The 14,300-nt window shown below is 70.8% G+C and carries 10 protein-coding genes; 5 read left to right on the top strand and 5 right to left on the bottom strand.

Annotated elements, in window-relative coordinates; translation table 11 throughout:
- Positions 1 to 26: 26 nt before the first annotated feature.
- The 5 genes from RAB70_RS13490 to RAB70_RS13470 form a co-directional block, all read right to left on the bottom strand.
- The gene (locus RAB70_RS13490; protein ID WP_148828740.1) at positions 27 to 1,553 is read right to left on the bottom strand and encodes a DUF5691 domain-containing protein; all 1,527 of its coding nucleotides are present in this window, start codon (positions 1,551 to 1,553) and stop codon (positions 27 to 29) included.
- Positions 1,550 to 2,893: an SWIM zinc finger family protein gene (locus RAB70_RS13485; protein ID WP_267083448.1), complete on the bottom strand. Its 1,344-nt coding sequence runs from the start codon at positions 2,891 to 2,893 to the stop codon at positions 1,550 to 1,552. Before RAB70_RS13485 ends, RAB70_RS13490 begins: the two co-directional genes overlap by 4 nt.
- Positions 2,894 to 3,118: 225 nt before the next feature.
- A complete protein-coding gene (locus RAB70_RS13480; protein WP_148828741.1) occupies positions 3,119 to 3,319 on the bottom strand; it encodes a hypothetical protein in 201 nt (66 codons plus the stop codon).
- 276 nt (positions 3,320 to 3,595) lie between these two features.
- Positions 3,596 to 4,846 carry a cell wall metabolism sensor histidine kinase WalK gene (locus tag RAB70_RS13475; protein ID WP_148828742.1) on the bottom strand — a complete coding sequence of 417 codons (1,251 nt, stop codon included), beginning with the start codon at positions 4,844 to 4,846 and terminating at the stop codon, positions 3,596 to 3,598.
- Positions 4,843 to 5,532 carry a response regulator gene (locus RAB70_RS13470; RefSeq protein WP_148828743.1) on the bottom strand — a complete coding sequence of 230 codons (690 nt, stop codon included), beginning with the start codon at positions 5,530 to 5,532 and terminating at the stop codon, positions 4,843 to 4,845. The genes RAB70_RS13475 and RAB70_RS13470 overlap by 4 nt, the downstream gene beginning before the upstream one ends.
- Positions 5,533 to 5,605: 73 nt before the next feature.
- Here RAB70_RS13470 and RAB70_RS13465 point away from each other — a divergent pair, with 73 nt between their 5' ends.
- The 5 genes from RAB70_RS13465 to RAB70_RS13445 are packed head-to-tail and all read left to right on the top strand — an operon-like array spanning position 5,606 to position 14,028.
- The gene (locus tag RAB70_RS13465; RefSeq protein ID WP_148828744.1) at positions 5,606 to 7,102 is read left to right on the top strand and encodes an efflux transporter outer membrane subunit; all 1,497 of its coding nucleotides are present in this window, start codon (positions 5,606 to 5,608) and stop codon (positions 7,100 to 7,102) included.
- A 26-nt stretch (positions 7,103 to 7,128) separates the two neighbouring features.
- Positions 7,129 to 7,947, top strand: a complete 819-nt coding sequence (locus RAB70_RS13460; RefSeq protein WP_148828745.1) for a MipA/OmpV family protein — start codon at positions 7,129 to 7,131, stop codon at positions 7,945 to 7,947.
- Between the two features lie 23 nt (positions 7,948 to 7,970).
- On the top strand, positions 7,971 to 9,089 hold the full coding sequence (locus RAB70_RS13455; RefSeq protein ID WP_148828746.1) for an efflux RND transporter periplasmic adaptor subunit: 1,119 nt from the start codon (positions 7,971 to 7,973) through the stop codon (positions 9,087 to 9,089).
- On the top strand, positions 9,086 to 12,160 hold the full coding sequence (locus tag RAB70_RS13450) for an efflux RND transporter permease subunit (protein WP_148828747.1): 3,075 nt from the start codon (positions 9,086 to 9,088) through the stop codon (positions 12,158 to 12,160). The genes RAB70_RS13455 and RAB70_RS13450 overlap by 4 nt, the downstream gene beginning before the upstream one ends.
- A complete protein-coding gene (locus RAB70_RS13445; protein WP_148828748.1) occupies positions 12,157 to 14,028 on the top strand; it encodes an alpha/beta fold hydrolase in 1,872 nt (623 codons plus the stop codon). The genes RAB70_RS13450 and RAB70_RS13445 overlap by 4 nt, the downstream gene beginning before the upstream one ends.
- Positions 14,029 to 14,300 lie beyond the last annotated feature (272 nt).

Below are 14,300 nucleotides of genomic sequence, written 5' to 3'. Positions count from 1 at the left end.
GAGGTCTCCAGTGGAAGGCGTAAGGATCAGGATGCGGCGTGCAGGGTCTGGCGCAGGACCAGGAGCTGGCGGGCCTGCTGCACGCAATCGAGCAAGGCGGCGCTGGCGTCCGCCGGCGGATCGGCCACCTGCACCCGCGGCAATGCGGATGGATGCAGGACGGCGAGCAGTTCCAGCAGCGCGTCGCGCAGCAGATAGTCGTGGCGCAGCATCGGAGCGCCGAACAGCGAGCCCAGGTCTGTCGCCAGCGACTGCGAATAGGCGGCGCTCAAGTGCTGGCCGTGGGCGGTGCCGGCCAGCACCTCGCCGAGCAGCGCCTGTCGCTGCAGTTGCGCGGTACTCGGCGGCCAGTAGCGCTCGCGCTGCTCCGGCGGCAGCAGGGCCAGCAGCTCGCTCGGGCTGCGCTGCCGTTGCTCCACGTCGAGCAGGGCTTCCACCCAGGCCGGCTCGCTGGCGTCCACCTGCTCAAGCCAGGCACGCAGCAGGGCGGCGTCCCACTCCGTGGTGCGGGACCAGGCCAGCACCTCTTGCGGGGTCTTCTCCAGCGTGCGGCACCACCAGGCGAGCGGCAACTGCCGCGCCAGTTGATAGAGCCACCAGGCGCGCTCACCGAGCGCGTCGCTGCCGGGCCGCTTGCTGTCGATGGCCGCCTCGTTCCAGCCGGCATCGGCCGCCCTCGGCGCCTCCAGGGTCCAGCTCACCCGGCGCAACAGGCCCGTGCGCTGCTGTTGCAACACCGCCGACATCTGCGCTTGCAGGTACTGCGCATGTGCGGTGGACGGCAACCGCGCCAGCATCGGCCCGGCCAACTGGCGGACCTCGCGGCTGCGGTCCTTCAGCAGTTGCTGCAGGAACGGCGCATCGGCCTCGCACAACTGCGGCCGCAACGCATCGACGCAGGCGGCGCGTTCACGTGCGGACAGTTCATTTTGCGCGTCCTGCAGGCGCTGGCGCGCGCCGTCGGGGTCGGACGCGCGCAACTGCCGCAAGGCCAGCAGGCGCGCATCGAACGTGCCCTCCTCCCAGATCCGCGCCAGATCGGCAGGCGTCTGCGCCGCCGCTACCGCATCGGCGGCGTAGGTCCACTCCGCGTTGCGCGCCGCGAGCCAGCGGCCACGCGCGCCCAGCACCGGGCGCAATGCGCCCCGCAACGCGCTCAGGCGCGCCCCCGCGTCCAATGCCTGCGGCAGTACTGCGACCGGCAGATGCTGGCCGCGTGCGGCCAGTTGCAGGCAGGCTTCGTGGCGAAGGCGTTTCAGCCACGCTGCGGGCTGCGCGCTGGCGAACAGCGCCCGCAACAGCGGCACCCAGGCATGGTCTGCGGGCAGCGCTTGCGGATCGGGCGGCGCGGGCGGCGGTAGCGGCAGTGGCGCGCCGAGACGCAGCGCCGCACGCCGGCAGGCGGCCAACGCGCCCACCTGCAGGCTGTAGCCCAGTGCGGCATCGTCCTGCGTGGCGATGGCGGCGAGCACCTCGCCGAGTGCGCCATCGAGGGCAATCCGTTGCGGGCGATCGATACCCAGCAGCGCCGGTTTCAACCAGGCCTCGTTCATGCCGCGCTCCTTTCCCAACGCTCGCCCTGTGCGTTCCACGCGCTGAGCGGCGACAGCGTGTCGCCGTCCCACTCGCCCATCAGGCAGACAGGATGACCGCCGGCGAACGCGAGCAGCGCCCAACCCTGCATCGCGGGCAGCTGCAACGGCAGGCTGCCTTCGCTGTGCTGCGCCCGGACGCTGCGGCCATCGTGCGCGATCTGCGCCTCCTGCAGGCGCATCGGCACCTGCGGCAGCCATGGGTTGAGCGCATGCGCACGGGCGGCGGCGTCCAGGGTGTCGGTGCGTGGCAGCGCGGCGCCGGCCTCCACGCCGGCATCGAGTTCGCCCGGCACGGCGCGCAACGGCACCGTACCCGGATGGAAATGCAGGCAGCCGGCATGCACATGACCGTTACGCCAATGCTGCTCCCATCCGCGCCCCCCGTGGCTGTACTCCTGCAGCAGCGCGGGGCGGCCACTGTCCAGGCCCTGCAGCCACACCCGGCGTTCCAGCAGATTGCCCGGCTGCTCGATCAGGTGCTGGCCCTGCACATGCCAACGATCGTGCACCGCCTCGCCTTCGCGCAACACGGTGTCGCGCTCCAGCGGCCAGCCCAGCGCGGCACGCAGGTCCGCCTGGCGCGCGGCGCTGAAATCCCCTGCGTGCGGCACCGCCTGTGCCAACAGTTGCAGCAGGCCGAGGCGTTCGCCGAGGTCGGCGAGCTGCGCGAGATCGCGGCCGCCCTCGCCCACGGCGCGCTCCAACTGCGCGGCCAGGCCGGGAGCCTGCGCATCGACCATGCGCGCCATCATGCGCCGCGCGTCCTGGTCGAATTCCGCGCCCAGATTGGCCAGGCCCTGGCGGAACTGGTCGGCGATCCAGCGTTGCAGTTCGGCCGCGCCGGCCTGCATGCGCGCCCAACGCGCCTGTTCGCGCCTGGCCGCCGCCGCGGCCTGGACCTGCGGATCGGGCGGCGGCTTGCTGGCGGCGACTTCCTCCTTGCGCGCCGCGCGTTCGCGACGTCCCTGCATCCATTCCTCGACCCAGGCCGGGCGGGTGCCCGGCACGCAGCGTGGGTTGCCGTCGGCATACAGCAGCAGCATGGCCAGCCCGTGCTTGCACGGAAACTTGCGGCTGGGGCACGAGCAACGGCTGACCAGTGCGACTAGGTCCACCTGGGTCTGGTAGGGCTTGGCACCACTGCCCTGGCATTCTCCCCACAGCACCTCGGCGTCGGCGCCGAGAAGGCCCCACTTCCCGTCCGTGGCCAGGCCGGCGGCCGCCTTGGCCGATGCCGCATCCGGCGCAAGCGCGAGGACCTGCTCGCGCGTGAGTCGCACTTCCATATCCTTACTCATCTCAGCGTCTGGCCGATGATAGCCGAGGTCGTGTGGCAATCAGCGACATGGTCGGCGCCGGACACGCGGCACGTGGGCGGCTGCGTCGTTGGCCCACCGACCGCGTGTGCCTTTGCGCTGACAACTGGGCATGCGACGCCGGTCGATGGCGCCTGTCATTCCCTCGCTGGCTGCGGCATCACGCACCCCTCGCATGTCGCACTGCCGCACCTGCGGCCGCGGGATTCAGCCGCCCCGCGCCAACCGCCGCCGGATCTGGGCGCGCTGTTTAGCGCTGAACGCAGCGGCGTGGGTCTGCAGCAGCGCGATCACCGCCGTATGCGCCGCCTCGGTGCGACGTTGCAGTTCCCGGGTGGCGGCGTGCTCGATGGAGCGCCATTCGGCGGGGGTGGTTCCAGTTGGGAGGGCGGTGCTGTCTGCGTGCATTGCGGGATCCGATTTGCGGCACGGGCGGGCCGATGCAGGTGTCGACCTTGATGCACTTTACCGCCAAGCCGGTCATCGGTGGTTCGTGCCGCGTGGACAGCCAGATGAAGAACCGCATCTGCGCTCCGCAGTTCGGCGCGTGGACGTGCCGCGGTCGACGGGTTCATCGACGAGGCGCCGTTCGCCACGACATCGAGCATGGGCACTGCGATGGGGCGAATTGTGCGCCACTCCCGCTGGCCAAGCCCCCGCCACATCCCACAGTCGTTAAGAGCCTCAGGCCAGGCGCTTGCGTGGGTTCGCCGCGGACGCACCTGTGACCAGCGCATCCGCGTCGCCGGCAGGCGCATGCGGCAGGCGCACCCGCGCGCACAGCCCACCGCCCGCGCGGTTGGCGAACTCCAGCGTGCCGCCGTGGGCCTGGCAGATGGCCGCGGCGATCGACAGGCCGAGGCCGCTGCCGCCGGAATGGCGTGCCCGCGAATCGTCGGCGCGCCAGAAACGGTCGCCCATCCGCGCCAGCGCTTCCTCGTCGACGCCGGGACCGCGATCGGCCACGAGGATCAGCACGCCATCGGCATCGGCCTGCGCCTCCAGCACCAGTTCGCCGCCGGTCGCGGCGTAGCGCAGCGCATTGTCGATCAGCACCGACAGCACCTGGCCCAGGCGGTCGCGGTCGGCGCTGATGTGCAACTGCTCGGGAATGCGCACCTGCACCTGCATGCCGGCCTCCTGCAGCGGCTGCGCCGCCCAGGTCAGGCGTTCGCGGACCAGGGCGCCGAGTGCGAACCGCTGCGGCTCCAGCATCAACTGGTTGGCGCGGGCCATCGACAGCAGGTGCAGGTCGCCGACCAGGCGATTGATCTGCTCCAGCTGGCGCTGGACCATGCGCAACTGCTCCTCGCTGCTCGGGAACACCTGGTCGAGCATGCCCTGCACCCGCCCCATCGCCGCGTTGAGCGGGGTGCGCAGTTCGTGCGCCAGCATCGCGCTGGACTCGCGCACCTCGCGCTCGTACCGCTGCAGCTGCGCGCTCATGCCATTGAAGTCCGTCGCCAGCCCCGCCAGCTCGTCGGGGGCGCCAGGCACCACCCTGGCGCGTGCGGCGAAATCGCCATCGCTGATCCGCCGCGCCGCCTCGGCCACATTGGAGAACTGCCGCGACAATGGCCGCGAAGCGAGCAGGCCGCAGACCACGATCACCGGGATCGACGCCAGCACCATGCCGGCCAGCAGCCACCAGTCGCGGCTGGCCAGCCCGGGCAGGAAGTCGGCCACGTCGTAATAGGTTTCGAACAGTTCCCACAGGCGCCGCGCATTGCTGTGCGGATCCTCGCGCAGCTGCAGCATCTCCTGCCGGGCCTGCGGCGGCAGGCGGCTCAGGGTGGAGACGTCCCAGATCGCGAAGCGCAGCACCATGCCCAGCGCGATCGCGATGATGGTCAGCACCGCCAGCGCGCTCATGCGCAGGCCTACCCATTGCCACAGCGGCGCGTGGCGTTTGCGGCGGAACCAGGCCCAGTTCATCGGAAGCGGTAACCGATGGCGCGCACCGTCACCAGCAGCCCGGTGACCTGCTCGTGTTCCAACTTCTTGCGCAGGTTGTGCACGTGCGCATCCACCACCCGCTCCAGCGCATCGCTGTCGGGCAGGCAGATCTCCAGCAGTTCGCTGCGGGTGAAGGCCTTGAACGGCGTCTTCATCAGCGTCGCCAGGATGTTGAATTCGGTCGGGGTCAGTTCCAGCGCCACCTCGTGGCCGTCGGCATTACGCACCATGGCGCGCACCGCCGCGGTGTCCACGGTGAGGCGCTCGTGGCGCAGCGGTTCCTCGCTGGCGCGCGCCGGCCCGGCGCGGCGCAGCACCGCATACACCCGCGCCACCACTTCCTTGGGGCTGTACGGCTTGACCACGTAGTCGTCGGCGCCGTAACGCAGCGCGCCGAGCTTCTCCGGTTCGTCGCCCATCGCGGTGACCATGATCACCGGCGTGTCGCTGCTGCGGCGGATCGTGGACAGCACCTCGGTGCCACTGAGCCGCGGCAGCATCACGTCCAGCAGCACCAGGTCCGGCTTCCACTGCGCATGCACCGCCACCGCCTTCTGCCCGTCCTCGGCGATGGTGACCTCGAAGCCGTCGCGGCGCAGGTAGGCCTCGAGGATGCTGGCGCTGTCGGCATCGTCTTCGACCAGCAGGATCTTCTTCGCGTGCATTGCCCGGTGCCCGTGTTTGGCGTCTTGATGGAATCTTGAAGATTCCTAGAAGGCGGCTTGAACATGCCCGCCGATGCTGGCAGTCGAGTTCGATCACCCGACCGCTGCCATGATTCTACCGTCCCTGCCGCTTCGCCCGTGTCGCACCCGCGCCCTGCTCGGGCTTCTCGCACTCGCCTTGGGTGGCTGCTCTTTGGCGCCGGTCTACCAGCGCCCGCAAACCGCACTGCCACCCACCCTGGGCGCGGCCACCGCAACCGTGGCCGCGGCACCTGGCCGAAGCGATAGTGCGCTCACCGAGCAGGAGCAGCAGTTCGTGCGCACGTTCTCGCCGCAGCACGACCTGACCCCACTCGTCACCCTGGCGCTGGCACACGACCCGGACTTCCGCAATGCCGTGCTGACCGTGCAGCAGGCGCGCGCCCAGTACCGCATCGAACGCGCGCAGCAGCTGCCGCAGCTGGGCCTCGATGCCCAGGGCGCGCGCCGCAGCTACGACGACGCGGCCACGCAGGCGCGCTATGGCCAGAAGCTGAGTACCGTCGCGGTCGGCGTGGATGGCTTCGAACTGGACCTGTTCGGCAAGCTGGCCTCGCTGTCGGCTGCGGCGCAACAGCGTTACCTGGCCTCCGAAGAAGGCCGCCAGGCGGCGCGCGGCGCGCTGATCGCCGAGGTGCTGCGCGCCTACACACTGGAGCGTGCTGCCCTGCAGAGCCAGCAGCAGGCGCAGACCATCGCCGAGCGCAGTGCCGCACTGCTTGCGATCGCCACGCGCCAGCAGACGGTCGGGCTGATCTCCCGCGATGCGCTGGACCGCCAGCGCCACGACGACGACCAGGCGCAGGCGCGCGCGCAGCAGGCCACCAGCGATCACGCCGCCGCTCGCCGCGCCCTGCAACTGCTCGCCGGCTACGCTACGCCGGACGGCGCCGGCACCTTGCAGGACCTGCTGCCGGGTGCCGGGCAGGACGACGGCCGCACCTGGCGCGACCTCGACTCGCAGTTGCTGCTGCAGCGCCCGGACATCCGCCAGGCCGAGGCCGAACTGCGCGCGCGCAATGCCGACATCGGCGCCGCACGCGCCGCGTTCTTCCCGTCGATCCGCCTGAGCACGTCGCTGGGCACCGCCAGCGAGGCGTTGAACGGCCTGTTCATGCCCGGCAGCCGCACCTGGAGCTTCATGCCGCAACTGGTGCTGCCGCTGTTCGACGGCGGCCGCAACCGCGCCAACCTGGACATCGCACAGCTGCGCAAGGACGGCGCGGTGGCCGACTACGAGAAGACCGTGGAGGCCGCGTTCCGCGAGGTCGCCGATGCGCTGGATGCGCTGCCGGCACTGCAGCAGCGCGAGCGCGGCGAACGCTCCAATGTCGAACGCGAACGCCAGCGTGTGGCGCGCCTGCAGCAGCGCGTCGCGCAAGGTCTGCAGGACCGCCCCGAGCTGTTGACCGGCGACATCCAGGCCGCGCAGGCCGAACTGACGCATCTGCAGGCGCGGCAGGACCTGTTGCTCGATCGCATCGCGCTGTTCCGCGCGTTCTACGGCGTGCCGTTGTCGCACGCGCCCTGAACTTCCCCCCGCACGAGGTTGCCCCGATGAAACATCTCCTGTCCGTTCTGTCGCCCACGCTGACCGTGGCGGTGCTGGCGCTGCCGCCGGCCGCGCACGCCGCAGACCCCGATCCGGCCCCCAGCGCCGGCCTGTTCGGCGACCGCACCCAAGTGAGCGTGGGCGCCGGCGCCATGCTGACTCCGCGCTATCCCGGCTCCGCCGACGACCGCGTGCAGGCGGTGCCGGTGTTTTCGATACAGCGCGGCATCCTGTTCGCGGACACGCTGCGCGGCGCCGGCGTCCAGTTCCAGAACGCGCACGGCTTCTCCGCCAGCCAGTCGTTCGGCTACGACCTGGGCCGTCTGCAGCGCAACAGCAGCTGGCGCCCCGGCTCCAAGCGCCTGGCCGGCATGGGCGACGTGCCCGGCGCGATCACCGCACGCAGCCTGGTCATGCAGCAGCTCACCCCGTACCTGGCGCTGGACGCCGAGGCGGAGTTCGCGCTGAAGGACGGTGCGCGCCGCAACCGCTACCGCGCCGGCGCGCGCTTCACCCTGCTGCAGGCGGCGGCCGACAACGTGACCCTGGACCTGGACGCGCACGTCGGCGACCGCCGCTTCAACCAGGCGTACTTCGGCGTCACCGAGGCGCAAAACCTGACCAGCGGATTCCAACCGCACCGCGCCGATGCCGGCGTGTACGCCTACACCGTCGGCGCCGAATGGGATCACACCCTATCGCCGCACTGGACCGCCTCGCTGCTGCTCAACGCCACCCGCTACGTCGGCCCCGCCGACGGCAGCCCGGTGGTGCGTCGCCGCGCCGCTGCCGGCGGCGGCGCCACCGTCACCTACACCTTCTGAACGTTCCCGGGACACCGCCGATCATGACCCTGCGCCCCACCCTGCTTCTTTCGCTGTGCCTGCCGCTGGCCGTGCTGGCGCTGTCCGGCTGCGGCCGCGAGGCCGCACCGCCCGCCGACGCGCCGCGCGCGGTCAAGCTGGAAACCGTCGGCAGCGATGCCGCGCGCGACAGCACCCGCTACCTCGCCCAGGTGCGCCAGCAAGAACGCGCCGATCTCGGCTTCGAAGGCGGCGGCCGCATTGCCGCCATCGCCGTGGACGTGGGCGACCGCGTGCGCGCCGGCCAAGTGCTCGCACGCCTGGACCCGGAACCGAACAACCTGCGCCTGCAGCAGGCCGAGGCCGGCGTCGGCATCGCCGCGGCAGACCTGCAGCAGCAGCAGACCCAGCTCGCCCAGCAGCAGGCCATGTTCGACGACGGCGCCGCCTCGGCCGCGACCCTGACCGCGGCCAAGAGCGCCTTCGCCGCGGCGCAGGCGAAGGTCCGCAGCGCGCAGTCGGACCTGGCGCTGGCGCGCCGCGCGGTGCGCCAATCGGAACTGCGCGCACCGTTCGACGGCAGCGTGGTGGCACGCCTGCAGCAGCCCGACAGTCTTGTGAGCGCGGGCCAGCCGGTCCTGCAACTGGACGGCGCGGATCGCGCGCAGGTGCTGGCGACGCTGCCGGCCGATCGCGCGGCGGCGCTGCAACCGGGCCAAAGCGTCCTCGCCTACCGCAGCAGCGCACCGCAGCAGGCGCTGCCGCTGCGCCTGCGCAGCGTGTCCGAACGCGTGGACGGCGGCGCCACCGTGCAGGCGCTGTTCGACAGCACCGGCGCCGACGCGGCGCAGCCGCGCAGCGGCGAATCGCTGCTGCTGGCCCTGCCCGACAGCGCCGCCGATCAGGCGCCGAGCGTGCCGTTGAGTGCGCTGATCCCGAGCATGGCCGACGGCCAAACCATGCTGTTCGTGTACCGCCAGGACAGCGGCAGCGTGCGCCGTCGTCAGGTCGTCACCGGGCACGCCGAAGGCGGCCGCGTGCAGATCCTGCATGGCCTGGCCCCGGGCGAGCGCATCGTCGCCGCCGGCGCCGCCTTCCTCCACGACGGCCAGCACGTCGTGCCGTTCCGTCCCACCACCCGCCTCGGCACCACCTCGCCATGAACCTGACCCGCGCCACCCTGCAATCGAGCCGCCTGGCGCTGTTCAGCGCCGCCCTGATCCTGATCGGCGGCATCGTCACCTTTCTCGGTTTCCCCTCGCAGGAGGAACCCAGCGTGACCGTGCGCGATGCGATCGTGCAGGTCGGCTACCCCGGCATGCCCAGCGAGCGCGTGGAGAACCTGCTCGCACGTCCGCTGGAGGAACGGCTGCGCGAGGTCAGCGGGCTGAAGAAGATCGTCACCACCATCCATCCCGGCAGCGCCATCGTGCAGGTCACCGCGCAGGACAGCGTCAAGGACCTGCCGGCGTTGTGGCAGCGGGTGCGCAGCAAGGCGGCCGAGGCCGGTGCCGAGCTGCCCGCGGGTACGCAGGGGCCGCTGGTCGACGACGACTTCGGCCGCGTCGCCATCGCCTCGATCGCGGTCACCGCGCCCGGCTTCAACACCGCCGAGATGCTCGGACCGCTGCGGCAGATGCGTGCGCAGCTGTACGCCGTGCCGGGCGTCGAGCGGGTCACCTTCCACGGCCTGCAGGACGAGCGCGTCTATGTCGCCTTCGACCGCACCAGGCTGGGCGAGGCCGGCCTCACTCCGGCCGCGGTCGCGCAGCAACTGCGCGCGCAGAACGTGGTCGCCGGCGGCGGCCTGGTTGCCGCGTCGGGCATGGCGATGACCGTGACCACCTCCGGCGAGGTGCGCGATCTCGACGACCTGCGCAATGCCCCGATCGCCACGCAGGGCGCCGACGGCCCACGGCAGATCCCGCTGGCGCAACTGGCGCGGATCGAGCTGATGCCGGTGGATCCGCCGGAGGCCGGCGCCATCTACCAGGGCCAGCCGGCGGTGGTGGTGGCGGTGTCGATGGCGCCGGGCAACAACGTCGCCGAGGTGGGCAAGGCGCTGCGCCGCACCCTGGGCGAGACCGCCAAGATGCTGCCGGTGGGTTTCGCGCAACACGTGGTCACCTTCCAGGCCGACGTGGTCGAGCGCGAGATGGGCAAGATGCATCACGTGATGGGCGAGACCATCGTCATCGTGATGGCAGTGGTGATGCTGTTCCTCGGTTGGCGCACCGGCCTGATCGTCGGTGCGATCGTGCCGCTGACCATCCTCGGCGCGCTGATCGCGATGCGGGTGTTGGGCGTGGAACTGCAGACCGTGTCCATCGCCGCGATCATCCTGGCGCTGGGCCTGCTGGTGGACAACGGCATCGTCATCGCCGAGGACATCGAACGGCGCCTGGCCGCCGGCGAGGAACGCCGCGCCGCCTGCGAGGCCGCCGGCCGCAGCCTGGCGATCCCGCTGCTGACCTCTTCCCTGGTGATCGTGCTGGCGTTCTCGCCGTTCTTCTTCGGCCAGACCAGCACCAACGAATACATGCGTTCGCTGGCGATCGTGCTGGCGGTGACCCTGCTCGGCTCCTGGCTGCTCAGCATCACCATCACCCCGCTGCTGTGCATGTACTTCGCCCGCGCGCATGTCGCGCCGGCCGATGGACATGGCGACAGCTACACCTCCAAGCCGTACCGGCTGTACCGGCGCACGATCGAGGCGCTGCTGGCGCACAAGGCGCTGTTCCTGGGCAGCATGCTCGCCCTGCTCGCCCTGGCGGTGACCGTGCTGGCCTCGGTGCCGTACAGCTTCCTGCCCAAGTCCGACCGCCTGCAGTTCCAGATGCCGGTGACCCTGCAACCGGGCAGCGATGCGCGCGAGACCCTGCGCACCGTGCAATCGATCAGCCAGTGGCTGGCCGACCGCCGGCAGAACCCGCAGATCGTCGACAGCATCGGCTACGTCGCCGACGGCGGCCCGCGCATCGTGCTCGGGCTGAACCCGCCGCTGCCGGCGGCCAACATCGCCTACTTCACCGTCAGCGTGCGGCCGGGCAGCGACATCGATGCGCTGATCGCCAAGGTGCGCTCCCACCTGCGCCAGGCCTACCCGGCGGTACGCGCCGAGCCCAAGCGATTCTCCCTGGGCTCGACCGAATCCGGCGTGGCGATCTACCGGGTGATCGGCCCGGACGAAACGCAACTGCGCCGGATCGCCGCCGGCATCGCCGACGCCTTGCGCGGCCTGCCCGGTACGCTGGACGTCAGCGACGACTGGGACAGCCGCATTCCGCGCTACGTGGTGCAGGTGGACCAGGCCAAGGCGCGCCGCGCCGGCGTCGCCAGCGAGGACATCGCCCAGGCGCTGCAACTGCGCTACAGCGGCGTGGACGCCTCGGTGATCCACGACGACGGCAGCAACGTGCCGATCGTGCTGCGCGGCGACAGCGACCCGCGTGTACGCAGCGGCAATCCCGGCGACACCCCGATCTACCCGTCCTCCGGCGCCGCGCCGCTGCCGCTGTCGGCGATCGCCGACATCCAACTGAGTTCGGAACCCTCGACGATCCAGCGCCGCAACCTGAGCCGCGCCATCACCATCACCGGCCGCAACCCGGACCTGACCACCGACCAGGTGGTGGCCGCGCTGGCCGACAAGGTGGCGGCGCTGCGCCTGCCGCCGGGCTACCGCATCGAGATGGGCGGCGAACTGGAGGACGCCGCCGAAGCCAACCAGGCGCTGCTGCAATACATGCCGCATGCGCTGGGCGCGATCCTGCTGCTGTTCGTCTGGCAGTTCAATTCGTTCCGCAAGCTGTTCATCGTGGTCGCCAGCATTCCGTTCGTGTTGATCGGCGCCACCCTCGCCCTGCTGGTCACCGGTTATCCGTTCGGCTTCATGGCCACCTTCGGTCTGCTCGCGCTGGCCGGCATCATCGTCAACAACGCGGTGCTGCTGCTCGAACGGATCGAGGCCGAACTGGCCGATGGCCTGAGCCGGCACGAGGCGGTGATCGCCGCCGCGGTCAAACGCCTGCGCCCGATCGTGATGACCAAGCTGACCTGCATCGTCGGCCTGATCCCGCTGATGCTGTTCGCCGGGCCGCTGTGGACCGGCATGGCCATCACCATGATCGGCGGCCTGGCCCTGGGCACGCTGGTGACCCTGGGGGTGATTCCGGTGCTGTACGACCTGCTGTTCGCACGCCGCGCCGGCAAGCCGGCGAAGGTCGCGGCATGAAGCGGCGGCGCTGGCACCGCGCGATCCTGGCCTGTGTCGTGCTGTGCATGGCGCTGTGCACCGGCGGCTGTGCCAGCGTCACCCTGCAACGCGTGGATGCGGCGCGCTACATCCAGGCCAAGCGCGGCGACGCGCTGAGCACCGCGCGCCCCAGCGATGCCGCGCTGCAGACGCTGAACGTGGCCGGCCTCGACGCGGCACGTTGCACGGCGACGGTGCCGCCATGCATCGACCGGTTGCTCGGCAATGCCGACATGGATCAGGAGCGTACCCTGGCGACGGCGGCGGAACTGTCGCTGCTGGCCGCGCAACGCGCCGCCAGGCAGCACCCGGCCAGCGATGCCACGCTGGCCGTCTGGCTGCAGACCGCGCGTTACGCCTACGCCTACCTGTTCTTCAGCGCACGCACGCCCAGCGAACGCGCCTTCGAGGAACGCCAGACCCAGGTGCGCGACTACTACAACTACGCCGTGCAGCAGGCGGTGACCGCGTTGTTCGCCCGCTACCGGCGGCATCCGCCTGCCACGCACGAGGCCGGCGCGCAGATCGCCGCCCTACCCGAGTGGACGGTGACGCTGGATGCCAGCGGCGTCGGCAACCCGCAGGACATGCCGATGCCCGAGACGATGCTGGCGGCCAGCGGCCTGCGTTTCGACGGACTGCGCAGCGTGTATCGGCGCGATGGCTTCGGCGCGGAGATGGTCGCGGTCCTGCCGCAGCCGGCGGCGGAGGCCATCCGCAGCACCGACGCCACTCCTGTCTACAGCGACATGCCCACCCCCAACCTCACGGTGTTGCTGCGTTTCGATGGCCGCACGCTCAAGCAGGTGCTGGCCAGCCACAGCGCGCACGTGGAAGTCCACGACCCCTCGCTCGGCGATCGGGTCACGATGGGCGGTGTCGACGTGCCGCTGGCGGCCAATTTCAGCGCCGGCTACGGCGTGTGGATGGCGCGCGCCGGTTTCGCCGCGCAATCGCTGCGCACCCTGCTCGGCCTCGGGCACGGCATCGACCGGCCGCACGTGTTCCTGACCCAGCCCTACGATCCGAACCGGCGCGTGCTGGTGCTGCTGCACGGGCTGGCCAGCAGCCCGGAAGCCTGGGTCAACCTGGCCAACGACCTGCTCGGCGATCCGCAGGTCCGCGCGCGCTATCAGATCTGGTTCGTCTACTACCCGACCAACCTGCCGATTCCCTACACCCACCTGCAGGTTCGCAACGCCCTGGAGCAGACGCTGGACCAGTTCGATCCGCAACGCCGCAGCGTCTCCGCACATAACATGGTGCTGATCGGGCACAGCATGGGCGGCGTGCTGGCGCGCTTGATGGTGTCTTCCAGCGACGGCGAGCGGCTGTGGCGAACCCTGTTCGACGGGGCGGCGCTGGATCCGCAGGCGCGCCAGGCACTGCACGCCAGGCTCGGACCGATGCTGCAGTTCGCACCGATGCCGGAAGTCTCCGAGGCGATCTTCCTGGCCACCCCGCAGCGCGGCACGCCCGAAGCCGCCGGCACGGTGGGCGAACTGGCACGCGCCGTGATCGGCCTGCCACGGCGCGTGCTCGACCAGTTCCAGGACATCGCGGGCAAGAACATGCTCGACGGGCTGCCCAACAGCATCGACAGCCTCAGCGACCACGACCCTTTCATCCTCGCCGCGGCGCAGTTGCCGATCTCACCGCAGGTGACCTATCACTCCATCATCGGGCAGGAGGATCCGCGCGTGCCGCTGGCGCAGTCCAGCGACGGCATCGTGCCGTACTGGAGCGCCCACCTGCCCGGCGCCGCCTCGGAAACGGTGATCGTCTCCGGACACAGCGTGCAACGCACGCCGCAGGCGATCCTGCAGATCCGCCGGCTGCTGCATTGAACTGGTGCAGCGTCAGCCCTTCATCGATGCAGCACCAGCCCCACCAAGCCCCTCTCCCTCCGGGAGAGGGGTTGGGGTGAGGGTCCGGGGCGCACAGCGCCTGCACCAATCTGGCCATGCGAGGCGACGCCCGGACACTCATCCGCCCCTGCGGGGCACCTTCTCCCGGAGGGAGAAGGGAGCGGCCAAAGCCCCTCTCCCTCCGGGAGAGGGGTTGGGGTGAGGGTACGGGCGCCCTCGCACATCCTGGATACACGCAGACAAGGAACAGC

The sequence above is a fragment of the Xanthomonas sontii genome (genome assembly GCF_040529055.1).
Lineage (GTDB): Bacteria > Pseudomonadota > Gammaproteobacteria > Xanthomonadales > Xanthomonadaceae > Xanthomonas_A > Xanthomonas_A sontii.
The sequence above is the reverse complement of the archived record's forward strand: the minus strand, read 5'-3'. Positions and strand labels throughout refer to the sequence as shown.

Excerpts from the sequence above, each read along its gene's own strand:
- RAB70_RS13490 (WP_148828740.1), bottom strand. The coding sequence starts at position 1,553 with ATGAACGAGGCCTGGTTGAAACCGGCGCTGCTGGGTATCGATCGCCCG.
- RAB70_RS13485 (WP_267083448.1), bottom strand. The coding sequence starts at position 2,893 with ATGAGTAAGGATATGGAAGTGCGACTCACGCGCGAGCAGGTCCTCGCG.
- RAB70_RS13480 (WP_148828741.1), bottom strand. The coding sequence starts at position 3,319 with ATGCACGCAGACAGCACCGCCCTCCCAACTGGAACCACCCCCGCCGAA.
- RAB70_RS13475 (WP_148828742.1), bottom strand. The coding sequence starts at position 4,846 with ATGAACTGGGCCTGGTTCCGCCGCAAACGCCACGCGCCGCTGTGGCAA.
- RAB70_RS13470 (WP_148828743.1), bottom strand. The coding sequence starts at position 5,532 with ATGCACGCGAAGAAGATCCTGCTGGTCGAAGACGATGCCGACAGCGCC.
- RAB70_RS13465 (WP_148828744.1), top strand. The coding sequence starts at position 5,606 with ATGCTGGCAGTCGAGTTCGATCACCCGACCGCTGCCATGATTCTACCG.
- RAB70_RS13460 (WP_148828745.1), top strand. The coding sequence starts at position 7,129 with ATGAAACATCTCCTGTCCGTTCTGTCGCCCACGCTGACCGTGGCGGTG.
- RAB70_RS13455 (WP_148828746.1), top strand. The coding sequence starts at position 7,971 with ATGACCCTGCGCCCCACCCTGCTTCTTTCGCTGTGCCTGCCGCTGGCC.
- RAB70_RS13450 (WP_148828747.1), top strand. The coding sequence starts at position 9,086 with ATGAACCTGACCCGCGCCACCCTGCAATCGAGCCGCCTGGCGCTGTTC.
- RAB70_RS13445 (WP_148828748.1), top strand. The coding sequence starts at position 12,157 with ATGAAGCGGCGGCGCTGGCACCGCGCGATCCTGGCCTGTGTCGTGCTG.